This is a genomic window from Crassaminicella profunda, from assembly GCF_019884785.1.
Taxonomy (GTDB): domain Bacteria; phylum Bacillota; class Clostridia; order Peptostreptococcales; family Thermotaleaceae; genus Crassaminicella; species Crassaminicella profunda.
Genome location: NZ_CP082326.1, coordinates 711600 through 735853 on the forward strand (window position 1 = coordinate 711600; position 24254 = coordinate 735853).

Sequence of the window (24254 nt, forward strand, 5' to 3'; positions counted from 1 at the left end):
CTTAATAAATATTAGATGTAGCACAATTGTTTTAATGTGTGGTAAAAAGTTAAAGGGGGAGTTTGATGAGGTTTAAAAGGGTTGGTGTGTTCGTGTTAGTAGTAGGAATGATTTTATCTCAAAGTATTGCAGCTTATGCAGGGCCATTAGATGGCTTAAAAAAGACAGTGAATAAAGCAGGGGACTTGACAAAAAAAGTAGCAAAGGAAACAGAAAAAGTGGGTAAAAAGGTAGCGAATCAAGCAGAAAAAGTAGGCAAAAAGACAGTAGATCAAGCAGGGGATTTGACAAAAAAAGTAGCGAAAGAAGCAGAAAAAGTAGGTAAAAAGGTAGTAAAAGAAGCAAATAAAGTAGGTAAAAAAGTAGCTAAGGATGTATCGAAGCATGTAAAGAAAATATTAAAAGATAATCCAGAACTTAATGAACTTGACTTATTACCTGTTTTGACCATTGATTTGGATACCATGAAAAATGTTCAAACCTGTGATACAGGTGTTTATACATATGGGGAAAATGTAAAAGATAAAAAGTTGCCTTTTGAAGCTGAGGAGGAGCTTAAACAAGCCCTTATGAAAATTGGACTTACTAAATATTGGGCCAATCATGTGATTAATGAAGCAGCTCAAGCATCAGGAGATATGAATATAGGGGAATATATTGCAGGAATGCTTCCTTATTCACGTTTATATGGAGATAAAGTTGCAGATGCTGTAAATAAAGTATTGAAGAATCATGCTTTAATTGATATTGACCCTTATGTTGATGGGGTTGTTCCTGCTGATGATGTGGAGGGAATGAATTTAACGTATACAGTAGATGGTAGTAAAGTAGATTTAAATGGAAATCAACTGGTGATTATTACGGGTGTTACCTATGGGAAAAGAGATGATTTTACAATCAGTGTAAAATCAGGAGAAGAAGAATTTCCTACTGAGAAAAAAGCTCTTAATGGGAAAGAGGTTGCATTTGTAGCGGAAGTTCCAGAGATACAAGACCTTCAAATCATTTATAAAAATTCTTTTAAAAAGCCAAAGGATATAGCATTTGAAGTGGCTAGTGGAATTCAGGATGCTATAAATAAGTTAGCGCCAGTAGGCAAACCTATAAGTGATGGTGCTAGAGATAAAATTGCTGATCGCATTGGTAATCTTGCTTATCAAATAGAAAAAACGAAAAAGGATAAAGATGGAAATGTCAAGAGAGATAAAGATGGATTTGAAAAGAAAGAATATGAACAAGTATCCTTAAATGATGTTCTTGGTGATGGAGATATTGGGGTTATTTTAACGGAATCAATATATAAAATTCCTGGTTTGGGAGCAATTATTAAGCCAGTTCTTAAGGCCACTGGGAATGATGATAAGTTGGCAGGAATCATAAGGACGGTAATTGGGCAGGTAGAAGTGAAGTCTTATGCTAAGATTAAGGATGGTAAAATATATATTAAGCAATTTGATTCTGCTGAAGAAATGACAAATCAAATAGAAAATGCAACAACAGAATCTAATGTGAATATGGATGATTATGTAAATGAACCAGTGGATACAAATGATTCAGTAAATACAGATACTCCAGTGAATCCAGGAAATGTTGATGGGGCTGCTATTAGTGTAGTGGATTTGGGTGATGTGCAAAAACCACAAATGCCTACAACGGTTAAAATTGCATATGGGGATACAGTTGGCAATATTTCACTTCAATATTATGGAGATTATTCTATGATGAAGAAAATTTATAACGCCAATAAAGCTTATTTTTCTAAAACACATAATAAGTTAAATGTGGGAGATACGTTAGTTCTTCCTAGTGCAGCAAAGTTTATGCCACCAGTTGCTGATGAGCATACGAAGGTTTATACGGTTCAATCAGGAGATACCTTAGCACACATTGCGAAATATTTTTATGGAAATGGAAGAATGTATAGAAAAATAGTAGATGCCAACGTAGGGATCATAAAGAATCCTAATAGGATTTATGTAGGACAGAAATTAGCTATTCCAGTAAAATAATATTTAGAATAAGGAGAAAGAAGTAGGAGCAAAAGTCCTGCTTCTTTTTTTATTTAGAACAAGTGTTTGTATAAATTTAAAAAAAGATGGTATAATACGGTTGTTCTATGATAATATAGAAAAATGTAAAGAACTATTTTTTAAAAGTTTCAGGAGGTTTTGTATGACGAAGAAAAATGGGTATGGTAATGAGAGTCTTTCAACACTGGAGGAAAAGGATAAGGTAAGACTTCGCCCAGGAGTTATTTTTGGAAGTGATGGGATCGACGGGTGTCAACATACAGTGATGGAGATTGTGGGAAATAGTAGAGATGAAGCAGTAGAAGGCTTTGGAAAGCTCATAGAGGTAAAGCGTTTTAAGGATCGATCTATAGAAGTGACTGATTTTGGACGTGGAATTCCTATTGAGTGGAATGAAAAGGAAAAGAAGTACAATTGGGAGATCGTTTTTTGCATTCTTTATGGGGGCGGAAAGTACGATAATAATGGGGGAAGCAACTATCAGTTTAGTATAGGACTTAATGGATTAGGGACGGCTGCAACGCAGTTTGCCTCTGAATATATGGATGTGACAGTTTTTCGTGATGATTACAGATATGATTTATCTTTTAAAGAAGGTGAAAATATAGTAGACGCAGATTGCGGCTATAAAAAAGTTCCTTGTGAGAAGGGAAAAACGGGGACTAAAATACGTTGGAAGCCAGATATTAAGGTTTTTAATGATATCAATATTTCTTTAGCTTTTTTTCAAGAGATTTTAAGAAGACAAGCTATTGTCAATAAGGGAATTACTTTTACCCTTTATGATGAAAGTTTAGATGAGACTTTTACATATTGTTATGAAAAGGGTATTTGTGATTATGTAGAGGAAGTAAGTGTTGATAAAGCTTTTACAGGTCTTTCTTATTTTGATTTGGAGACGAATGGACGGGATCGTGAAGATAAACCTGAGTACAAGGTGAAGATTGAGGTTGCCTTTAATTTTAACAATGAAGTGAATTTACTGGAGTATTATCACAATTCTTCTTTCTTAGAGCATGGAGGAGCACCTGAAAAGGCCGTAAAAAATGCTTTTGTCTATGCCATAGATAAGGAAATTATGAAGCTTGGTAAATACAATAAGAGTGAGAAAAAGGTTACTTTTCAGGATATTGAGGATAGTTTAGTCCTTGTGACCAATACTTATAGTACCATGACTTCTTATGAAAATCAGACGAAAAAGGCTATTACCAATTTATTTATTAAAAATGCTATGAATGAATTTTTAAAGGAAAAGTTAGAAATTTATTTTATTGAGAATAGATTAGAAGCAGAAAAGATTATAGAACAGGTGTTAGTGAATAAGAGAAGTCGTGAAAAGGCAGAGAAGACTCGTATTGATGTAAGAAAAAAGCTAAGTAAAAAGATTGATAACATCAGCAATCGAGTGAAAAAATTTGTAGATTGTAGAAGTAAGGATAAAAGTATTCGGGAGCTGTTTATTGTAGAGGGTGATTCTGCTCTTGGAAGTACGAAGATGGGGCGAGATGCAAATTTTCAAGCCATTATGCCTGTTCGTGGAAAGATTTTAAATTGTTTAAAGAGTGATGATGAGAAAATATTTAAAAATGATATTATTATGGATCTACTTCGAGTAATTGGTTGTGGGATAGAGATCAAATCTAAGCATCTAAAGGACTTGGCGGATTTTGATATGGAGAAGATGAATTGGAATAAACTGATTATCTGTACAGATGCAGATGTGGATGGATATCAGATTCGTTGCCTTATTATTACCATGCTTTATGTACTTATACCTACTATAATTGAAGAGGGATATGTTTATATTGCAGAGTCGCCTCTTTATGAGATTAGTGATGGGAAAGGGAATAATTATTTTGCATATACAGAGGAAGAAAAGAGAAAGATTACAAAATCTTTAAGAAGAAAGGTTCGTATTCAAAGGTCAAAGGGGCTTGGGGAAAATGAGCCTGATATGATGTGGGAGACTACGATGTGTCCTGATACAAGAAGACTCATTCAAGTTACTCCAGCAGATGCTAAGGAAACAAAAGAGGCTTTTGAACTTTTCTTAGGGGATAATTTAAAGGGAAGAAAAGAGTTTATTGAGGAATATGGATACCAGTATTTAGATAGATCTGATGTGAGCTAGGAAAGGAAGAGAACATGAGTAATATAAAAAATATGAATGTGATTGATACATTAAAGACCAATTATATGCCTTATTCTATGTCTGTAATTGTATCAAGGGCATTACCGGAGATTGATGGATTAAAGCCTTCCCATAGAAAGCTTTTATATACCATGTATAAGATGGGGCTTTTGAGAGGAAATAAGACAAAGAGTGCAAATATTGTAGGACAAACTATGAGACTCAACCCCCATGGCGATATGGCTATTTATCAGACTATGGTAAGGCTCACTAGGGGAAATGAATCATTGCTTCATCCTTATGTGGATAGTAAAGGGAACTTTGGGAAAAGTTATTCGAGGGATATGGCCTTTGCAGCACCTAGGTATACAGAGGCAAAATTAGATGAGATTTGTGAGGAGTTTTTTCGTGATATAGGCAAAAAGACAGTGGAGTTTATGCCAAACTATGATAATACTATGGATGAGCCTACTCTTTTACCTACGACTTTTCCCAATATTTTGGTCAATCCCAATTTGGGCATTGCTGTAGGCATGGCTAGTAATATTTGTAGTTTTAATTTAGGGGAGATTTGTGAGAGTACTATTGCCCTTATGGAAGATGAAGAGGTGAATCTTTTAAATATATTAAAAGGACCTGATTTTCCTACTGGAGGAGAACTTGTCTATAAGCAAGAGGATATGGAAAAAATCTATGAAACAGGAAAGGGAACTTTTTATCTGAGAGGAAAATATGAATATGATGAGAAAAATCGCTGTATTGATATTTTAGAGATTCCTTATACAACAAATATTGAGACAATTATTGATCAGATTACAGATCTTGTAAAGGCAGGTAAGATTAGAGAGATAACAGATGTGAGGGATGAGACGGATAAGGAAGGTCTTAAGATTACCTTAGATCTTAAGCGTGGAACCCAGGTAGAACAGCTGATGGGCAAGATTTATAAGTATACGAAGCTACAAGATAGCTTTAGTTGTAATTTCAATATATTAGTAGAAGGACAGCCAAAGGTCTTAGGGGTTCGTCAGATTTTAGTAGAGTGGATTGGCTTTCGAATGGTGTGTATCAAAAAGGGGCTTTTGTTTGAACATAAGCAAAAATCAGATAAGCTCCATTTGTTGAAGGGCCTAGAGAAGATTTTACTAGATTTAGATCGTGCTATACAGATTGTACGAAGTACGAAAAAGGATAAGGATGTTATTCCAAATTTGATGGAGGGTTTTTCTGTAGATAAAAATCAAGCTGAGTTTATTGCAGAGATCAAACTTCGAAATTTCAATCAAGAGTATATTTTAGGGAAGACAAAGGATATTAAAAAATTAGAGAAGGAAATCAAGACCATAGAGAGTACCCTAGGTAGTGAAAAAAAGATCAAAAGGGTCATTAAAAAAGAGTTATTAGCGGTTTCAAAAAAATATGGAAAAGAAAGAGCTACAAAGATAGTAGAGCAGCAGCATATAGAAAAGATTTCTTATGAGGATTTGATTGAGGATTATGAGTTGAAGCTATTTCGCACGAAAGATGGCTATCTAAAGAAGATTTCTATAGCGAGCCTTAGGGGGAATAGTGAACAAAAGCTAAAAGATGAAGACGTAGTTGTACAAGAGTTGGATACAACCAATAAATCTGAAATTTTATTCTTTAGCAATAAACAGAAGGTATATAAGAAAAAAACTTATGAGCTATCTGATTGTAAAAGTAGCAATTTAGGGGATTATTTGAAGAATATTTTAGGGTGTGAAGAAGAGGAATCCATTATTTATATGGCAGCTACGAAGGATTATGAGGGATATATGTTGTTCTTTTTTAGAAATGGAAAGTGTGCAAAGATTCCTCTTGAGAGCTATAAGACAAAGACCAATAGAAGTCAATTGGTCAATGCTTATGCAGATTCTGAGGAGTTGATCCATTTGATGCATATAAAGGAAGATTTAGAGTTGGTAGCAAAAAGTAGTAAAGAAAAGGTTCTTGTTTTTCATACCCAGGAAATAGACGTAAAGAGCAATCGAAAATCTAAAGGGGTAGAGGTACTTATCTTAAATAAAGGAGATCAATTATCAGATATTAAAATAGCAGAGGAAGTAAATGATAAAAGATTAGAAGGGCATAGAAAGCATATTCCAAATAAAGGGACTCGTTTAAGAAAGAAGAAATAAATGACTTAAGCAGCATCACTTGATTGTATATAGTGATGCTACTTCTTTTTATATGAAGATAAGATGATTTTTGATCACATTTGGAGGAAAGATGAGAACTGTAAGATTTGTCAAAAAAGTTTGAAAAAACTCGAAAAAAATGATAAAATGGAAGAGTATAGGATTATATGTAAAAAAATGGATTATTGATTTAAGAACGATGAGGCAAAGGGGGGAAGTGGATGAAAAAATCAAAAAAATATATAAAACAAAATGTAGTCAATACATACAAATTGATATATTTACCCTTATGGATTGCTTTGTTGGCCACTTTTACGGTGAGTATTTCAAGTTTTTATATAAGTAAAAATGTATTATTAGAACAAGTCAAGCAAGATGGGCTCAATCTTGTAAAACAAGCAATAGGGCAGATAGAAGGAAAAGCAGTAGCTTTAGATGTAGTTGATGAAATGTTAGAAGATAAGATTAGAACAGCTGGAGAGATGATTATAGCCCACAAAGAAGATTTAGATAATGATTATTTAGTACAGTCAATGAAAGATTTGCATGTGGATGAATTGCACTGGATGAATGAAAAGGGAGAAGGATTATATTCAACCATTGAAGCCTATAGAGATTGGGTTCCTCCTAAGGGACATCCCTTGTATGATTTTATACATAGTAACGATCAAGAGTTAATGGAGGATATCAGACCGGATGCAAAGTTTAGGATTCCTATTAAATATGGGGCGATAAAGGATAAAAATGGATATGTTGTTCAGGTAGGGATTTTAGCAGAGCATATACAAGAGTTGACAGAACAGTTTAGCTATCAAACTTTGGTTGAAAGATTGGTGATGGAAGAGAATGTAGTTTATGCAACTCTTTTAGATGACAATTTGAAGACAATTGCAGATGGGGATATAGAAGATATTGGTGTTATTTATGATCATGGAGACGAAAAAGAGGTACGAGAAGCTCTCAAAGGGAAAACAAGTATGATAGAGTGGTATTATGATAAGAGGAATGCCAAGGTACTAGAAATTTCAGCTCCTGTTTTTAAGGGAAGGAAAATTACAGGGGTATTTGTTATAGGACTTTCTATGAAAAGTGTTTATACTTCTATTTATACGATTTTTACAACATCATCTATTATTGCACTTATAATGTTTTTATTATTTTTATGGGTACAAAAGGAAAATGTAATCAAGCCTGTAAAGCAGTTAGATAAAAAGATCAATCAAATAGATTTAGAGAATGCTATAGACTATAGACTACCTTTAGTAAAGAAGGATACTTTTTTTGGATTAACCATTTCCATGAATAATTTATTAGATAAAACCCATAGTTATTTGGAACAATTAAAGGAAAATCAAGAAGAACTAGAGGCATCTAACGAAGAAGTTATAGCAGCTTATCATCAGTTAGCAGCATCAGAGGAAGAACTAAGAGCCCAATATGATGAAATACAGGGCTATGCAGAAAAAGTAGAAAATTTAAAGCAAAAATATGAACATCTTGCTTATAATGATCCCCTAACGAATCTACCCAATCGAAGAAGTTTTTTAGAAAAGATTGAAAAAGTAACAAATAAAAATCAATCAGGGGCAGTTATGTTAATAGATTTAGATAATTTTAAAGAGATCAATGATACCTTAGGACATGCATATGGGGATGAAGTACTCAAAAAAGTGGCACAAGGGCTGATGCATATAAAGGATGAAAAAATATTTCTATCAAGATTTGGTGGAGATGAATTTCTTATTTTAATAGAAGATGAAGAAGATGTTTTGGCAATAGAAAATTATGCAAAGAAAATTATCCATATATTTAAAAATAAATGGTTCATTGAAGGGGACGAAATCTATATAAGTGCAAGTGTGGGGATTACACGATATCCTTTTGATAGCAACCGGGTGAACCAATTGATTATGAATGCAGATATGGCTATGTATCATGTAAAAGATTTAGGAAAAAACAATTATATGTTTTTTCATAAAGAAATGACAAAAAAATTAAAAGAACAGATTCAGATTGAAAGGATTTTAAGAGAAGCTATAAAGACAGATGGATTCAAATTAGTATATCAGCCACAAATTGGGACGTATACTGGAAAAATTGTGAGCTTTGAAGCATTATTAAGGCTTAAAGATCATTTTATCTCACCTAATTTGTTTATACAGGTAGCCGAGGAAAATGGTATGATCATTCAAATGGGAAGATGGGTCACTAGAGAAGCCATCCATCAAATTGCAACATGGAAAGAAAAAGGGTTAGAGGTAAAACCTATTGCTATTAACTTTTCAGCAAAACAATTAAATGATACGGATTATATTCATTTTTTAGAAAATACATTAAAGGAAATGAATGTAGATGCTAAAAGTTTAGAAATAGAGATTACAGAAAGCATATTTTTAGAAAAAAAAGAAGAGACGATTGTATTTTTAAATCAATTAAGGAATTTAGGGATAAAAATTGCCCTAGATGATTTTGGGACAGGCTATTCATCTCTTAGCTATTTAACGTTTTTACCAGTAGATAAAATAAAATTAGATAAATCTTTGTGTGATAAGTTCTTAGAAATAGAAAATATTGCAGTGATGGATAATATTATTTCTCTTGCCCATAGCTTAAATTTAGAAATAGTAGCAGAAGGTATTGAGGATATGGAGCAATATAAACGCTTAAGAGTGGCTAAGTGCAACTACATACAAGGGTATTTATTTAGTAAACCTGTAGAAGCTTTGGAAGCTGAAAAAATATATGAAAATAATTTTTTGAAAAAGTATTGACAAAGCTCGACGAAATTTGCTATAATTTAAAAAATTCAAAATATTTAAAGCGTCGAAAGAGACAAAGCTTTCATGATGGTATTTTCAGAGAGTCGGGAGGGTGGAAACCGATAGTACTAGAAAGTGGAGATCACTCTGGAGCTGTGCAAATGAAATAAGTAGTTTGCAACGATTGACCTCGTTAATGGGTCTTAGGTTTGTTAGAACCGAAATGAGCGGCACATAAAGTGCAAGCAAGGTGGTACCGCGAGTAAATCCTCGTCCTTGAAGTATATCTTCAAGGGCGTTTTTTATTTACAAAAAAGTAGAAAGGAGGATAAAAATGGAAAAAATGAAGGTTCAAATGGAAGAGCATCAAGTTGAAAATACAGAGCAAAAAGAAATGGCAAAAGAAAATGAAGTTAATGTAAATTATTTTGGCTGTGGAAGATTTTCAGATGAATATGCTTTTTAGGGAGGAATCATGGAAGAAATATACATTATGCTGAAAACGTAAAAGAATCTATTGTGTAAAAGGCAATAGGTTCTTTTATTTTGTATAATTCATCCTATAAAAGATGCATATTATAATAGAGTCTAAATTTATAATATAGATCTTTAAAAGGTGGAGAGTAATGGAAAAAGCGATTATAGTATTGATATTACAATTGTTTTATGTAACCATATTAACCTTAAGAACAACTTTTATGGTTAGAAATAAGTGTAAGGTTTCTGCAGTTTGTGGTTTTTTAGAAGCGGGAATCTATATTTCTGGGTTGACATTGGTTTTAAAAGGAGAAAGAAATATTTATAGTATGATTGCCTATGCTGTTGGATTTGGAATAGGTATTTGTGTAGGTGGTTTTGTAGAACAAAAAATAGGGATTGGGAATATTGCCATTACAGTAAATATGAGAAACAAAAATGAGAAGCTCATTAACCATTTAAGAGAAATGGATTTTCATGTGACCATATTTGAAGGAATGGGTGTAGATGGCAAGCGTTATAAATTTGATATCTTAACCACTAGACATAAGGAAGAGGAATTAATTGAGTTAATAAAGTTTTATGAACCAAATGCTTTTGTCATTTCATTTGAACCAAGAAAGTATAAAGCTAGGACTAGTTTAAAATTGAAATAAAATGATTTAAGGGTCGATTCATTGTTATGTGAGGGTGAATCGTCCTTTATTTTGTATATATAATAAGGGGATAGTGGTTGGGATTGACTATATAAGATGAGTATCAATAGGTGATAGAGATATGGTTTGAAGAAGATTTTAGGGAAAAAATGGATAAATTATGAAATTAGGTTATAATAAAGGTATAAAGGTTATATGATAAGAATGGGGGTAGGACGTATGAAGTGTTTGGTTGTTTATTATTCATTAGAAGGGAATACGAAGTTTATTGCAGAGACAATTGCTGAGTCAACGGGCGCAGATCTTTTAGAACTCAAACCCAAAAAAGATATTTCATCAAAAGGGTTTATGAGGTATGTAAAGGGAGGCGGGCAGGTAGTAATGAAGAAAAGGCCAGAATTAATGGCATTTGATAAAGATCCTAATGAATATGATTTTATATATTTTGGGACACCTGTATGGGCAGCAAGCTTTGCACCAAGCTATAATACCTTCTTTTCTAATATAAACTTAAAAGATAAAAAAGTAGCATTGTTTTGTTGTTATAGAGCAAGTTGTGGAAATACGTTTAATCATTTTGCTAAATATTTAGAAGGAAATGAGATTGTAGATAAAATTGAATTCAAAGAGCCTGTGAAAAGGGATGAAAATAAGAAACAAATACGGGAGTGGACAAAAGCTATAAGCATGAATTTATAAGTTGTACGAGATTGTTAAAATCTAAAGAATTAGGAGGTGAAGATATGGCAGATAAAACATTAGTATGTCAAGATTGTGGAAAAGAGTTTGTATTTACTGAAGGGGAGCAAGAATTCTTCAAAGAAAAAGGATTTGAGAGCGAACCTAAAAGATGTGTTGAATGTAGAAGAGTAAGAAGACAACAAAGACAACAAAGATCTAATGACTAATCTATAGATATATAGGTAAGAGGGCTATTGAATAAGATTCCGTAGCCTTAATTTTTTTTTGGGGAAAACATATTGACTTTCATTTTTAATTATGGTATATTATTTTTCGTCCCTTGTGAGAGGGACTAAAACTAGAAAAAAATTCTAGTTGACGTAAGATGAGAAATGTGGTAAGATATTTCTTGTCGTCGCTTCTACAAACAACTTCGAAGAAAGATTTTTAAAAAGTTGTTGACAGATTCGACAAGAAATGATAAGATAGTTAAGTCGCTAAACGGCGATTAATTAAAAAAGATTTGATCTTTGAAAACTATACAGTGTAAGAAATTAAGCCAGATAATAGGACTGCAAAGTCCAAAACGTTCAATTCAAAACTTTTATACTTGAGAGTTTGATCCTGGCTCAGGATGAACGCTGGCGGCGTGCCTAACACATGCAAGTCGAGCGTGAAGCTTATTATTGATCCTTCGGGTGATTTAATAAGTGGAAAGCGGCGGACGGGTGAGTAACGCGTGGGTAACCTGCCCTATACACAGGGATAGCCTCGGGAAACCGGGATTAATACCTGATAAAACTCTAGTATGGCATCATACATGAGTCAAAACTCAGGTGGTATAGGATGGACCCGCGTCTGATTAGCTAGTTGGTAAGGTAATGGCTTACCAAGGCGACGATCAGTAGCCGACCTGAGAGGGTGATCGGCCACACTGGAACTGAGACACGGTCCAGACTCCTACGGGAGGCAGCAGTGGGGAATATTGCACAATGGGCGAAAGCCTGATGCAGCAACGCCGCGTGAGCGATGAAGGCCTTCGGGTCGTAAAGCTCTGTCCTAAGGGAAGAATAATGACGGTACCTTAGGAGGAAGCCCCGGCTAACTACGTGCCAGCAGCCGCGGTAATACGTAGGGGGCAAGCGTTATCCGGAATCACTGGGCGTAAAGGGTGCGTAGGCGGCCAATAAAGTCTGGGGTGAAAGGCTACGGCTTAACCGTAGTAAGCCTTGGAAACTTATTGGCTTGAGTGCAGGAGAGGAGAGTGGAATTCCTAGTGTAGCGGTGAAATGCGTAGATATTAGGAGGAACACCAGTGGCGAAGGCGACTCTCTGGACTGTAACTGACGCTGAGGCACGAAAGCGTGGGGAGCGAACAGGATTAGATACCCTGGTAGTCCACGCCGTAAACGATGAGTGCTAGGTGTCGGGGGTCGAACCTCGGTGCCGCAGCTAACGCATTAAGCACTCCGCCTGGGGAGTACGGTCGCAAGACTGAAACTCAAAGGAATTGACGGGGACCCGCACAAGCAGCGGAGCATGTGGTTTAATTCGAAGCAACGCGAAGAACCTTACCAAAACTTGACATCCTTTGCATTACCCTTAATCGGGGAAATCCCTTCGGGGACAAAGTGACAGGTGGTGCATGGTTGTCGTCAGCTCGTGTCGTGAGATGTTGGGTTAAGTCCCGCAACGAGCGCAACCCTTGTCTTTAGTTGCCAGCATTTCGGATGGGCACTCTAGAGAGACTGCCGGGGATAACTCGGAGGAAGGTGGGGATGACGTCAAATCATCATGCCCCTTATGTTTTGGGCTACACACGTGCTACAATGGCTGGTACAACGGGAAGCGAAAGAGTAATCTGGAGCCAATCTTAAAAGCCAGTCTCAGTTCGGATTGTGGGCTGCAACTCGCCCACATGAAGCTGGAGTTGCTAGTAATCGTGAATCAGAATGTCGCGGTGAATGCGTTCCCGGGTCTTGTACACACCGCCCGTCACACCATGGAAGTTGGGGGCACCCGAAGTCAGCTATCTAACCTTTTGGAGGAAGCTGCCGAAGGTGAATTCAATAACTAGGGTGAAGTCGTAACAAGGTAGCCGTATCGGAAGGTGCGGCTGGATCACCTCCTTTCTAAGGAGAATAGGTTTGTTTCTTACACTGTCTAGTTTTGAAGGATCAAACCTTCAAAATGAAACTCGGAAAACTTTATTTCTGACTGTTCATGCATGGGGACGTAGCTCAGCTGGGAGAGCACCTGCCTTGCACGCAGGGGGTCAGGGGTTCGATCCCCCTCGTCTCCACCATTAAAACCTTTCGAAAGAGAGGATTTAACTTTGTACTTTGAAAACTAAACAATGCATATATAAAAAGATTAATACTACAATTAATCTGAGAGATATCAAAATGATCAAAAACGGTCAAGTTATAAAGAGCATAGGGCGGATGCCTTGGCACTAGGAGTCGATGAAGGACGTGGTAAGCTGCGATAAGCCTCGGGTAGCTGCAAGCAAGCTTTAATCCGGGGATTTCCGAATGGGGGAACCCACTTAGGGTAATACCTAAGTACCATCTACTGAATAAATAGGTAGATAGGAGACATACCAGGGGAACTGAAACATCTAAGTACCCTGAGGAAGAGAAAGAAAACTCGATTCCCTGAGTAGCGGCGAGCGAAAGGGGAAGAGCCCAAACCTAAAGAATTTTCTTTAGGGGTTGCGGATATACTCATTAAGAGCAAAGAATTTGTAGCCGAAGAACTCTGGAAAGAGTTACCGAAGAAGGTAATAGTCCTGTAGGCAAAACTTAGTCTAGCTTGAGTGTACTCCAGAGTACCACGAGACACGTGAAACCTTGTGGGAAGCTGGGGGGACCACCCCCCAAGGCTAAATACTTCCTAGTGACCGATAGCGTATAGTACCGTGAGGGAAAGGTGAAAAGAACCCCGGGAGGGGAGTGAAATAGAACCTGAAACCCTATGTTTACAAGCAGTGGAAGTTCTTTTTATGAACGACCACGTACTTTTTGTAGAACGGGCCAACGAGTTACGGTATGCAGCAAGGTTAAGTTATTTTGTAACGGAGCCGCAGCGAAAGCGAGTCTTAATAGGGCGATTTTAGTTGTATGCCGTAGACCCGAAACCGGGTGACCTATCCATGAGCAGGTTGAAGCGGAAGTAAAATTTCGTGGAGGACCGAACCCATGTCTGTTGAAAAAGGCTGGGATGACTTGTGGATAGCGGAGAAATTCCAATCGAACTCGGAGATAGCTGGTTCTCCCCGAAATAGCTTTAGGGCTAGCCTTAAAGGTAGTGATACGGAGGTAGAGCACTGAATGTCCTAGGGGCCCTCACCGGTTACCGAAGACTATCAAACTCCGAATGCCGTAATCATAACTTTAGGAGTCAGACTATGGGTGATAAGATTCATGGTCGAAAGGGAAACAGCCCAGATCGTCAGCTAAGGTCCCTAAGTACAGGTTAAGTGGAAAAGGATGTGGGATTGCATAGACAACTAGGATGTTGGCTTAGAAGCAGCCATTCATTCAAAGAGTGCGTAATAGCTCACTAGTCGAGTGATCCCGCGCCGAAAATTACCGGGGCTCAAACCTGTCACCGAAGCTACGGCATACCGTTTGGTATGGGTAGGGGAGCATTGTATATGGGTTGAAGCTGTACCGTAAGGAGCAGTGGACTATATACAAGAGAGAATGTTGGCATGAGTAGCGAGAGGCAGGTGAGAATCCTGCCCGCCGAAAACCTAAGGTTTCCTGAGGAAGGTTCGTCCACTCAGGGTTAGTCGGGACCTAAGCCGAGGACGAAAGTCGTAGGCGATGGACAACAGGTTGAAATTCCTGTACCACCGAAAATCGTTTGAGCGATGGGGTGACACAGAAGGATAGGTTAAGCGCACCGTTGGTTGTGTGCGTCTAAGCGTTTAGGAAGTTAGGATAGGCAAATCCGTCTTAACAATTCTGAGGCGTTATGGGGAGCGAAATATAAGTAGCGAACTTACTGATTCCACGCTGTCAAGAAAAGCCTCTAGTTAGATCTAGGTGCCCGTACCGTAAACCGACACAGGTAGGTGAGGAGAGAATCCTAAGGCGAGCGAGAGAACTATTGTTAAGGAACTCGGCAAAATGACCCCGTAACTTCGGGAGAAGGGGTGCCACGTTAGGGTTTATAGCCCGAGGTGGCCGCAGAGAATAGATCCAAGCGACTGTTTAGCAAAAACACAGGTTTCTGCTAAGTCGAAAGACGATGTATAGGAGCTGACGCCTGCCCGGTGCTGGAAGGTTAAGGGGACGTGTTAGAGCAATCGAAGCACCGAACTTAAGCCCCAGTAAACGGCGGCCGTAACTATAACGGTCCTAAGGTAGCGAAATTCCTTGTCGGGTAAGTTCCGACCCGCACGAAAGGCGTAACGATTTGGATACTGTCTCGACAATAGACTCGGTGAAATTGTAGTACCGGTGAAGATGCCGGTTACCCGCAGCAGGACGGAAAGACCCCGTGGAGCTTTACTGTAGCCTGACACTGGATTTTGGTATTACATGTACAGGATAGGTGGGAGACGTCGAAGCATGCACGCCAGTGTGTGTGGAGTCATCCTTGGGATACCACTCTTGTAATACTGAAGTTCTAACCATAAGCTGTGAATCCAGCTTTGGGACACTGTCAGGTGGGCAGTTTGACTGGGGCGGTCGCCTCCTAAAGAGTAACGGAGGCGCCCAAAGGTTCCCTCAGCGCGGTCGGAAATCGCGCGAAGAGTGCAAAGGCAGAAGGGAGCTTGATTGCGAGACATACAGGTCGAGCAAGGACGAAAGTCGGGCTTAGTGATCCGGTGGTTCCGAGTGGAAGGGCCATCGCTCAACGGATAAAAGCTACCCCGGGGATAACAGGCTTATCTCCCCCAAGAGTCCACATCGACGGGGAGGTTTGGCACCTCGATGTCGGCTCGTCTCATCCTGGGGCTGTAGTAGGTCCCAAGGGTTGGGCTGTTCGCCCATTAAAGAGGCACGCGAGCTGGGTTCAGAACGTCGTGAGACAGTTCGGTCCCTATCCGCTGTGGGCGCAGGAAATTTGAGAGGAGCTGTCCTTAGTACGAGAGGACCGGGATGGACATACCTCTGGTGCATCAGTTGTCACGCCAGTGGCACAGCTGAGTAGCTATGTATGGACGGGATAAGCGCTGAAGGCATCTAAGCGCGAAGCCCCCCTTAAGATAAGATTTCCCATAGCGTTAAGCTAGTAAGACCCCAGAAAGACTATCTGGTTGATAGGTCGGAGGTGTAAGGGCAGTAATGTCTTAAGCTGACCGATACTAATAGGTCGAGGACTTGACCAATAAAATATGCATTGTTTGGTTTTGAGGGTACAAATTAGTAGTTGACAAGATTCTACAAATTTGCTAGAATGAATTTTGTCGTCACTCAACACAATTTGAAAAAAAAGTAGAAAAGTGTTGACAAACTACGAAAAACGAGATATAATATATCTTGTCCCTTAAAAAAGGAAACTCAAAAACGTAGTGTTTATGAGTACTCCACTCACACCAAATGTAAAATTTAGGTAGTTTTTAAAGAAAGCTCAGAAATTTCACATTTCTGAGTACTGAATAACAACGAAATTGAAAATTTCTGTTATTCATGCACATCTAGTGACTATAGCGAAGGGGTCACACCTGTTCCCATACCGAACACAGAAGTTAAGCCCTTCAGCGCTGATGGTACTTGGCGGGTAACTGCCTGGGAGAGTAGGTCGTCGCTAGTTTGAGATGGGGCGGCGTAGCTTAGCTGGCTAGAGCGTCCGGTTCATACCCGGAAGGTCGGTGGTTCGAGTCCACTCGCCGCTACCAAAATTTCATAATAAGCAAGGCCCATTGGTCAAGCGGTCAAGACACCGCCCTTTCACGGCGGTAACCCGGGTTCGATTCCCGGATGGGTCACCAATTTTGGGCGTATAGCTCAGCTGGGAGAGCACCTGCCTTACAAGCAGGGGGTCATAGGTTCGAACCCTGTTACGCCCACCAAAATTGGCCCGGTAGTTCAGTTGGTTAGAATGCCAGCCTGTCACGCTGGAGGTCGAGGGTTCGAACCCCTTCCGGGTCGCCAATTTTCTTTAAAACAAAAAGAAAACTTGAAAGTATAGCATTAAATTAAGGTAACTAAGAAACACAAGGTTTCTTAGTACTACAATTACACAAAATATAAAATTTTGGTAATTGCAGCATGCTGGTGTGGCTCAACGGTAGAGCAGCTGACTTGTAATCAGCAGGTTGGGGGTTCGATTCCCTTCGCCAGCTCCATTTTCAAACATGCGGATGTAGTTCAATGGTATAAGTAGAGAACCCAGATCTTTGATTTGGTGTGAATCACTTAGTAATGAGCTTCATAAGCAAGAAAAGTAAAGAAATGGTCATAAAGTATTCTAAGCATGCGGATGTAGTTCAATGGTAGAACTTCAGCCTTCCAAGCTGATAGCGTGGGTTCGATTCCCATCATCCGCTCCAATGGGTTCATAGCTCAGTTGGATAGAGCAACGGCCTTCTAAGCCGTGTGTCCGGGGTTCGAATCCCTGTGGACCCGCCATAAAACTTTGGGGTATCGCCAAGCCGGTAAGGCACCAGATTTTGATTCTGGCATGCGTAGGTTCGAGTCCTGCTACCCCAGCCATATGACCCATTAGCTCAGTTGGTAGAGCACTTGACTTTTAATCAAGGTGTCCCGCGTTCGAGCCGCGGATGGGTCACCAGTTTTAATCCACATTCGGAGGGGTATAGCTCAGTTGGTAGAGCAGTGGTCTCCAAAACCACGTGCCGAGGGTTCAAGTCCTTCTGCCCCTGCCAATGTTTCATATACATATCGAGGTGTAGCGCAGTTTGGTAGCGCATCTGGTTTGGGACCAGAGGGCCGCGGGTTCAAATCCTGCCACCTCGACCATTTATTTAAATTCCATTGGGGCTTGTAGCTCAGGTGGTTAGAGCGCACGCCTGATAAGCGTGAGGTCGGAGGTTCGAGTCCTCCCAAGCCCACCATTCCAAGTTAATATGTATTCTTATATGAGGGCCTTTAGCTCAGTTGGTTAGAGCGTCCGGCTCATAACCGGCAGGTCCGGGGTTCGAATCCCTGAAGGCCCACCATCATGTAATTTAATAGTTTATTATTTGCCCAGATAGCTCAGTCGGTAGAGCAGGGGACTGAAAATCCCCGTGTCGGTGGTTCGATTCCGCCTCTGGGCACCACTTATTGAAATAGCAAGCAGAAACTGCTTGCTATTTATTTTTTTATCTTTTATTATATTAAGTGTGTATAGAGTTTTTATGGATATAAATTTACTTTATAAAAAAATTATAATAAAGATATGTAGAACTGAGGGGGACAATGGCAGCTATGGATAAAAAGCGATTATACATATTATTGACTTTAACAGTGATTTTTTGGGGTACGTCCTTTGCAGCTGTAAAAATAGGCATGGGAGATTTGGCACCTGTACAGTTTTTATTTTTACGGACTTTTTTTGCATCGGTTATTTTTGGTGTGATTCTATTACGTATAGATCATGAAAAGAGAAAGATAGAAAAAAAGGATATTCCGTATATAACCTATTTAGGATTTATGGGGATTGCTGGTTATTTTGCAGTACAATATACAGCATTGAAATTTACGACTACGGTAAATGCTTCTTTGCTCATAGGGATCGCACCTATTGTTATTGCCATATATGCAAAATTTTTCTTAAATGAAGATTTGAATCTTAAAAGAACAATAGGGATATTATTATGTTTCATAGGAATATGTATGATTATTACAAAGGGGAATTTTTCTAACTTTTCCTTTGGGGAAACATTATTTGGAGATGTGTTGATGATTATTAATGCAGTGATGCTTGCTGCATTTTCATTGGGGGCAAAGAAGATCTTAAATAAGTACGACCCATTTATTGCTGTGGCGTATATTAATATGGCTGCTTGTATATTACTAATTCCTGTTAGTTTTATACCGAATTTTTTAGCTCCAGTATCTCTTTTATATAGTTTTTCTAAAATACATGTGGCAACGGTTTGTTCTGCCCTTTATTTAGCATTTACTTGTACAGTTTTGGGGTATTATGCTTGGTACAATGCTATAAAGGAAATAGGACCTGCAAGAACTTCTGTTTTTAATTATATTAATCCATTGGTGGCAGCCATTGTTTCTTTCTTTTTCTTTCATGAGGAAATGAGTATATTTACGATTTTAGGAGGAATCAGTATTATTGGAGGCGTATCACTAAATAATATGAGCCAAGCAAAAGGGGAAAAAGTAAGTAGGTAGACGATAAAAATAGATTGACGTATAATAAAGATAGAAAATATCTAATGAAGAGGTGATTGGGATGAAAGGTGAGGCCTTTTTAGATTATTATATTTATAATGGGGAAGAATACGCAACTGAAAAAAAGGAAGTTTTTTTTGAAATTGGTTCTCCTATTATTTATGAAGTCATCAGGGTAATTGATGGGGTGCCTTTATTTTTAGAAGAGCATTTAGAAAGAATGAGAAAGTCTGCTCAGCTTTTAGGAGTGAGTATTCAAAAACCAGATGAAATCATTACAGATGAAATATTGAGGTTAATTCAAATAAACAAATGCAAAAATATGAATGTGAAGCTTCTTTGTAGTAGTCGTAAAGGAGAAAAACAGGATTTTTTTGTTTATTTTATTAAAAGCCATTATCCAACAAAAGATATTTATGAAAAAGGGATACATACGATTCTTTATGATTCTGAGAGGGAAAATCCTAATGCAAAGGTAATCAATACTTCTTTTAGAGAGCATGTAAATCAAAGGATTAAGGAAGAAAATGCGTTTGAGGCATTATTAGTGAACAAGGAAGGAACCATTACAGAAGGAAGTCGGTCTAATATGTTTTTCGTAAAGGGAGAAGAGGTGCTTACAGCTCCTGCTGCGGATGTATTGTTAGGGGTAACAAGAAAGCGTATTATGAAGGTTTGTAAAGATTTAAATATTCCTGTAAGAGAGAAAGCTATTTCTATAAAAGATATAGATTCACTAGATGGGGCTTTTATGAGTGGAACTTCTGTCAATGTATTGCCCATTCGTAGTATTGATCAGACCTATTTGGATGCTGCTGATAACAAGCTTATTATGAAAATTTCAAAAGGATATATACAGGAGATGAAAAGCTATATTGAGGCCAGATCTTGATCTGGCATTTGTTTTTTGTGAAAGTTGCAAAGAATCAAATAGATGGTATAATGAGGAATAAACTTTTTTATCAAGTAGTTGTTATATTCGATTTTCTTTAAGAATAAAATATCTATGTAGCACAAAACCTAATAGGATGTTTTATAAAATTTAATTTGAGGAAGTGACTTTATGATCAGTAAAAAAAGAGCTGCTATGGGAGCGCTGATACTTGTATTGATAACAGGAATTTTGACCTTTACAATAACCAATGTTGTTGGATTAACTATTGGAGATAAAGTACTTATTTCTAAACAAAACTATGAATATTTTAAGGAACTGAATAAAGAGTTTAGCAAAATGCTATACTTAAAAGAGATTATAAAAGAAGATTACTACACATCAGTAGATGAAAATAAATTTGAAGATGGTATTCTAAAAGGTTTATTTGAATCGTTAGATGATCCTTATTCTGTTTATATGAATAAAAAAGAATTTACAAGTCTTATGGAGCATACAGAAGGAAGTTATGATGGTATTGGTGTGATTATGACAGCTGGGAAAAATGGGTTTCTTACAGTTGTATCACCTATAGAGGATACGCCAGGAGAAAAAGCCGGGCTTAAAACAGGAGATAAGATTTTAAAGGTAAATGATAAGGATGTAACGGCATCAACAGCTGAGAAGATGGATGAAGCCGTAAATATGATTAGAGGAAAGCATGGGACTAAGGTATCTTTAACCATTGCTCGACCAGGAAGAAAAGAATCATTTACTGTTGATATTACAAGAAAAGAAATTCGATTGCAAACGGTAAAATCAAGAATGCTACAAAATGATATAGGATATATAAGAATTACTATGTTTGATAAGAAAACACCAGAGGATTTTTTAGAGCAGTTAGACGCTCTTGAGAAGAAAAATATAAAAGGACTTGTGATTGATTTAAGAAATAATCCTGGAGGTTTATTAGATGAATGTGCAGAAATTGCAGATAGACTTTTAGGAAAGCAGGATATTGTCTATACTCAAGATAGAGCAGGAAATCGTGAATATAAAAGATCTGATAAAAACAAGGTGGATTATCCTTTTGTACTTCTTGTGAATGGAGGAAGTGCCAGTGCATCAGAGATTTTATCCGGAGCCGTAAAGGATACAAAATCTGGAACACTCATTGGAACAACTACCTTTGGAAAAGGATTGGTACAGCAAGTAAGACCTCTTAATGATGGAAGTGGCTTTAAGTTAACTACAGCTCAATATTTTACACCAAATGGTACGTATATTCATGGAAAAGGAATTGAGCCAGATATTGTGATTGATCTACCAAAGGAATTGAAGGAGAAAATTGATATAACTGATGAGGAAGATGTACAGCTTCAAAAGGGAATTGAAGTTTTGAAAAAGAAAATAGAAAGACAGTAAATCATAAGCATTAGAAAAATATTGATGTCTAGGAGGCATCAATATTTTTCGTATATACCAATGAAGGAAACTCAGCGTATGCTGAGTAAGGAGTTAAAAAGAAATCAAAGATTTCTGTAACTCCATTAAGGAGGGATGAATTTTGATAGCATTTTTAGAATTACTACAGATGGCCCTTATAACAATTGTCACTGTATTTATAAATCCATTTTTCTGGTTGGTTGTTTTTTTAGTTTACCTTCAATATAAAAGAATCAATAAAATGAGTATAAAGATCATTGGTAAAAATAATCTATCTCCAAAGGGTATGATCGTTTATTCTATGAAGGCAGGTCTTATAGGTGGAATAATAGGGACTATGGTGATGATGGCTGTTGGAATAACTGTAAATATAAAGGATTTTTATTATATATTACCCTTAGCCATATTTCTTATGCTCATTAATATAAGGTACATATGTTTTTCTTATTCAGGAGGGTTATTAGCTTTATTTAGTTTATTGATAGGATTTCCAAAACTGAATGTATCAAGTATCATGGCTATTGTAGCCATTTTGCATCTCATTGAAAGTATACTCATTTATGTAGATGGATATAGGGGAGCTGTTCCTATATTTTTAGAGGATAAAAAGTATGGTGTAATAGGAGGCTTTACACTACAGAGGTTTTGGCCCATTCCCTTTGTGGTACTCATTTTTGCATCAGGGATTTTAGAAGGAGCTAAAGAAATCAATTTGCCCGATTGGTGGCCTCTTTTTAAGGCAAATATGAATTTAGAGAATATATCTCTTCAGATGGCTGCAGTAGTAGCTGCTCTTGGATATGGGGATATAGCTTTATCAAGTACACCGAAGGATAAGTGCAAAGGTTCCGCTAAAAGATTGTTTCTTTATAGTGTGATTCTATTAATTTTAGCAATGGTTTCTACTAAAATATATATTTTCAAATGGCTTGCTGCACTTTTTTCACCAATAGGTCATGAGTATTTGATTATTTATGGACAAAAAGAAGAAAAAAGAAAGAAGCCCATCTTTAGAAGACATAGTAGAGGGGTGACTATACTATATATAAATGAAGAGGGTGTAGGAGATAAGATGGGATTAAATCCAGGAGATGTAATTGTTAAATTGAATAGTCAGTGGGTGAATGATCAAGAAGATTTAAAAGAGATTTTGACAGAATATCCTCCATATATTTGGATGGAGGTGGTTGGTAGAAAGGGAGAGATTCATACCCTTGAGTATAAAGATTATCAAAGAGGAATTAGGAGTTTGGAATGTGTGGTTGTACCAAAAGATACTCAGTTTGTTTTTGATATGCAGACATCTAGTTGTATTTTAAAGAAGATGATCAATAAACTTAGAAAAAAAACCATGTAAGGTCACATGGTTTTTTTTGTTGGTTTATTTTTATAAAGTCTTGTATCTGCTATTTTTAATAGTTCTTTTTTATCCTCTGTATCATGAGGGAAGGATGCAATGCCATAGCTGAATTGAACTTGAAAATTATATTCATCATAGACTAATGGGTTTTTACTGATAATAGCAGAAATGGATTCTATTTTGTTTTTTACTTGCTCGTAGGTAGCATTGATAAAAAGAAGTACGAACTCATCGCCACCAAATCGTCCTAAAATATCTGAGGTTCTTATATTTTTTCTTAATATGTCAGCAAAATGCTTAATGGCTAAGTCTCCTGCTAAATGACTATATAAATCATTGATTTTTTTTAGATTATTTAAATCCATAATGCATAAGCAAAAGGGTTCATCATATCTAGTTGCTCGTTCGTATAGATTGTCAAACAATTCATCAAAGTAATGTCTATGATATACCTTTGTTAAACCGTCATAGCGAGATAAAAATAAGGTTTTTTCAAAAAGAAGTACATTTTTGATGGCAACAGCAAGTTGTCCTGTTAAGTATTCCATTACTACCATATCTTCTTGGTTAAAAGGATCTTGATTGTTTAGACTATCAATGTTGATAATTCCATATAATTCTCCATCTATGATGATGGGGGTACTAATTGTAGAGGTTATATTTAAAGCATTTGCATTTTGGGATGAATCATAATAGGATTTTTCTATACATGCAAAGTCAAATAGTGCAGGATTTTTAACAATGACAGATTTTTTATAGTTGCTTTTATTTAAAAAGGTTTCATCCATTGAAAGTTTTATATTAGAAAGCTTGGATAGATCGAATCCAACGGTTGCTTTGAATTCAAATAAATCATTATCGTTTTTTACGAGGATGCTTGCTGTATCTCCTTTATCAAGAATTTGAATAGCACTATTTACAAAAAGCTGAAATAACTCGTCCATATTTTTTATATGCACGATAGAATTACTGATTTGAAGCATGACGTCTTTTATTTCATTATATTTTTGAATTTCTTTATTCTCACGAAGAATAGTCTCTAATCCATGGTTTATTAAATTAAACTTATAAAAAAGTAATACACCTATGAAGATAGCAATCAATGTAGGGTATAATAAACCTAAATCCATACCACTAAGATTGAAAAAACTATATAGGATGAAAGGTATAAATATAGAGAGTATACAGGCGAAAAAACTCTTTTGTTTTACCTTTTTGATCACAATAGTTCACCTACATTTTATCATTATTGTTATTGTTGTTGTTATTATTATTGTTGTTGTTATTATTTAATTATATACTATTCATATTTTCTTTCAACTAATTTCTGTAAAAAAGGTAAACATTCTCTAGTCCATTGACTTTATAAAAA

The 24254-nt window shown here is 37.0% G+C and carries 13 protein-coding genes, 15 tRNA genes, 3 rRNA genes and 1 other annotated feature; of the genes, 30 read left to right on the forward strand and 1 reads right to left on the reverse strand.

Annotated elements, in window-relative coordinates; translation table 11 throughout:
* Positions 1 to 65 precede the first annotated feature (65 nt).
* From K7H06_RS02880 to K7H06_RS03020, 30 genes are all read left to right on the forward strand, one after another.
* Positions 66 to 2009, forward strand: a complete 1944-nt coding sequence (locus K7H06_RS02880) for a LysM peptidoglycan-binding domain-containing protein (RefSeq protein WP_223038483.1) — start codon at positions 66 to 68, stop codon at positions 2007 to 2009.
* A gap of 163 nt (positions 2010 to 2172) precedes the next feature.
* A complete protein-coding gene (locus K7H06_RS02885; protein WP_223038484.1) occupies positions 2173 to 4161 on the forward strand; it encodes a toprim domain-containing protein in 1989 nt (662 codons plus the stop codon).
* Between the two features lie 14 nt (positions 4162 to 4175).
* A complete protein-coding gene (locus tag K7H06_RS02890; RefSeq protein WP_223038485.1) occupies positions 4176 to 6320 on the forward strand; it encodes a DNA gyrase subunit A in 2145 nt (714 codons plus the stop codon).
* A 221-nt stretch (positions 6321 to 6541) separates the two neighbouring features.
* Positions 6542 to 9091, forward strand: a complete 2550-nt coding sequence (locus K7H06_RS02895; protein WP_246637616.1) for an EAL domain-containing protein — start codon at positions 6542 to 6544, stop codon at positions 9089 to 9091.
* A gap of 43 nt (positions 9092 to 9134) precedes the next feature.
* Positions 9135 to 9360, forward strand: a binding site (T-box leader).
* A gap of 53 nt (positions 9361 to 9413) precedes the next feature.
* On the forward strand, positions 9414 to 9545 hold the full coding sequence (locus K7H06_RS21295; RefSeq protein WP_281426030.1) for a hypothetical protein: 132 nt from the start codon (positions 9414 to 9416) through the stop codon (positions 9543 to 9545).
* A gap of 160 nt (positions 9546 to 9705) precedes the next feature.
* Positions 9706 to 10212, forward strand: coding sequence for a DUF5698 domain-containing protein (locus tag K7H06_RS02900; protein WP_223038486.1), 507 nt, complete (start codon positions 9706 to 9708; stop codon positions 10210 to 10212).
* A gap of 219 nt (positions 10213 to 10431) precedes the next feature.
* Entirely contained in the window at positions 10432 to 10911 is a 480-nt protein-coding gene (locus K7H06_RS02905) for a flavodoxin family protein (RefSeq protein ID WP_223038487.1), read from the forward strand.
* A gap of 44 nt (positions 10912 to 10955) precedes the next feature.
* Positions 10956 to 11120: a zinc-ribbon domain-containing protein gene (locus K7H06_RS02910; RefSeq protein WP_223038488.1), complete on the forward strand. Its 165-nt coding sequence runs from the start codon at positions 10956 to 10958 to the stop codon at positions 11118 to 11120.
* A 379-nt stretch (positions 11121 to 11499) separates the two neighbouring features.
* A 16S ribosomal RNA gene (locus K7H06_RS02915) occupies positions 11500 to 13025 on the forward strand.
* 97 nt (positions 13026 to 13122) lie between these two features.
* A tRNA-Ala gene (locus K7H06_RS02920) sits at positions 13123 to 13198 on the forward strand.
* Positions 13199 to 13310: 112 nt separating this feature from the next.
* A 23S ribosomal RNA gene (locus K7H06_RS02925) occupies positions 13311 to 16237 on the forward strand.
* Positions 16238 to 16545: 308 nt separating this feature from the next.
* Positions 16546 to 16662: ribosomal RNA gene (gene rrf / locus K7H06_RS02930) — 5S ribosomal RNA — on the forward strand.
* Together the 16S, 23S and 5S rRNA genes with 15 tRNA genes alongside form the textbook arrangement of a ribosomal RNA operon.
* 8 nt (positions 16663 to 16670) lie before the next feature.
* Positions 16671 to 16747, forward strand: a tRNA-Met gene (locus K7H06_RS02935).
* An 18-nt stretch (positions 16748 to 16765) separates the two neighbouring features.
* Positions 16766 to 16840 (forward strand) — tRNA-Glu (locus K7H06_RS02940).
* Positions 16841 to 16845: 5 nt separating this feature from the next.
* Positions 16846 to 16921, forward strand: a tRNA-Val gene (locus K7H06_RS02945).
* Positions 16922 to 16926: 5 nt separating this feature from the next.
* Positions 16927 to 17003: transfer RNA gene (locus tag K7H06_RS02950), tRNA-Asp, on the forward strand.
* A 119-nt stretch (positions 17004 to 17122) separates the two neighbouring features.
* A tRNA-Thr gene (locus K7H06_RS02955) sits at positions 17123 to 17197 on the forward strand.
* A 130-nt stretch (positions 17198 to 17327) separates the two neighbouring features.
* Positions 17328 to 17401, forward strand: a tRNA-Gly gene (locus K7H06_RS02960).
* 2 nt (positions 17402 to 17403) lie between these two features.
* A tRNA-Arg gene (locus K7H06_RS02965) sits at positions 17404 to 17480 on the forward strand.
* Positions 17481 to 17488: 8 nt separating this feature from the next.
* Positions 17489 to 17564 (forward strand) — tRNA-Gln (locus K7H06_RS02970).
* Positions 17565 to 17567: 3 nt separating this feature from the next.
* Positions 17568 to 17643, forward strand: a tRNA-Lys gene (locus K7H06_RS02975).
* A gap of 18 nt (positions 17644 to 17661) precedes the next feature.
* A tRNA-Trp gene (locus tag K7H06_RS02980) sits at positions 17662 to 17737 on the forward strand.
* Between the two features lie 17 nt (positions 17738 to 17754).
* A tRNA-Pro gene (locus tag K7H06_RS02985) sits at positions 17755 to 17831 on the forward strand.
* Between the two features lie 18 nt (positions 17832 to 17849).
* A tRNA-Ile gene (locus K7H06_RS02990) sits at positions 17850 to 17926 on the forward strand.
* A 28-nt stretch (positions 17927 to 17954) separates the two neighbouring features.
* Positions 17955 to 18031: transfer RNA gene (locus K7H06_RS02995), tRNA-Ile, on the forward strand.
* A 26-nt stretch (positions 18032 to 18057) separates the two neighbouring features.
* Positions 18058 to 18133, forward strand: a tRNA-Phe gene (locus tag K7H06_RS03000).
* A 148-nt stretch (positions 18134 to 18281) separates the two neighbouring features.
* Positions 18282 to 19205 (forward strand): DMT family transporter, encoded by a 924-nt coding sequence (locus K7H06_RS03005; RefSeq protein ID WP_223038489.1) that lies wholly within the window; start codon positions 18282 to 18284, stop codon positions 19203 to 19205.
* A gap of 61 nt (positions 19206 to 19266) precedes the next feature.
* Complete coding sequence (locus tag K7H06_RS03010) at positions 19267 to 20097, forward strand: aminotransferase class IV (RefSeq protein ID WP_223038490.1); 831 nt, start codon at positions 19267 to 19269, stop codon at positions 20095 to 20097.
* A gap of 171 nt (positions 20098 to 20268) precedes the next feature.
* Positions 20269 to 21501 (forward strand): S41 family peptidase, encoded by a 1233-nt coding sequence (locus K7H06_RS03015; RefSeq protein WP_223038491.1) that lies wholly within the window; start codon positions 20269 to 20271, stop codon positions 21499 to 21501.
* 142 nt (positions 21502 to 21643) lie between these two features.
* On the forward strand, positions 21644 to 22879 hold the full coding sequence (locus tag K7H06_RS03020; RefSeq protein ID WP_223038492.1) for a PDZ domain-containing protein: 1236 nt from the start codon (positions 21644 to 21646) through the stop codon (positions 22877 to 22879).
* Positions 22880 to 22881: 2 nt separating this feature from the next.
* Here K7H06_RS03020 and K7H06_RS03025 read toward each other — a convergent pair whose 3' ends face one another.
* Entirely contained in the window at positions 22882 to 24105 is a 1224-nt protein-coding gene (locus K7H06_RS03025; RefSeq protein WP_223038493.1) for a sensor domain-containing diguanylate cyclase, read from the reverse strand.
* Positions 24106 to 24254 lie beyond the last annotated feature (149 nt).

Excerpts from the sequence above, each read along its gene's own strand:
- K7H06_RS02880 (WP_223038483.1), top strand. The coding sequence starts at position 66 with ATGAGGTTTAAAAGGGTTGGTGTGTTCGTGTTAGTAGTAGGAATGATT.
- K7H06_RS02885 (WP_223038484.1), top strand. The coding sequence starts at position 2,173 with ATGACGAAGAAAAATGGGTATGGTAATGAGAGTCTTTCAACACTGGAG.
- K7H06_RS02890 (WP_223038485.1), top strand. The coding sequence starts at position 4,176 with ATGAGTAATATAAAAAATATGAATGTGATTGATACATTAAAGACCAAT.
- K7H06_RS02895 (WP_246637616.1), top strand. The coding sequence starts at position 6,542 with ATGAAAAAATCAAAAAAATATATAAAACAAAATGTAGTCAATACATAC.
- K7H06_RS21295 (WP_281426030.1), top strand. The coding sequence starts at position 9,414 with ATGGAAAAAATGAAGGTTCAAATGGAAGAGCATCAAGTTGAAAATACA.
- K7H06_RS02900 (WP_223038486.1), top strand. The coding sequence starts at position 9,706 with ATGGAAAAAGCGATTATAGTATTGATATTACAATTGTTTTATGTAACC.
- K7H06_RS02905 (WP_223038487.1), top strand. The coding sequence starts at position 10,432 with ATGAAGTGTTTGGTTGTTTATTATTCATTAGAAGGGAATACGAAGTTT.
- K7H06_RS02910 (WP_223038488.1), top strand. The coding sequence starts at position 10,956 with ATGGCAGATAAAACATTAGTATGTCAAGATTGTGGAAAAGAGTTTGTA.
- K7H06_RS03005 (WP_223038489.1), top strand. The coding sequence starts at position 18,282 with ATGGATAAAAAGCGATTATACATATTATTGACTTTAACAGTGATTTTT.
- K7H06_RS03010 (WP_223038490.1), top strand. The coding sequence starts at position 19,267 with ATGAAAGGTGAGGCCTTTTTAGATTATTATATTTATAATGGGGAAGAA.
- K7H06_RS03015 (WP_223038491.1), top strand. The coding sequence starts at position 20,269 with ATGATCAGTAAAAAAAGAGCTGCTATGGGAGCGCTGATACTTGTATTG.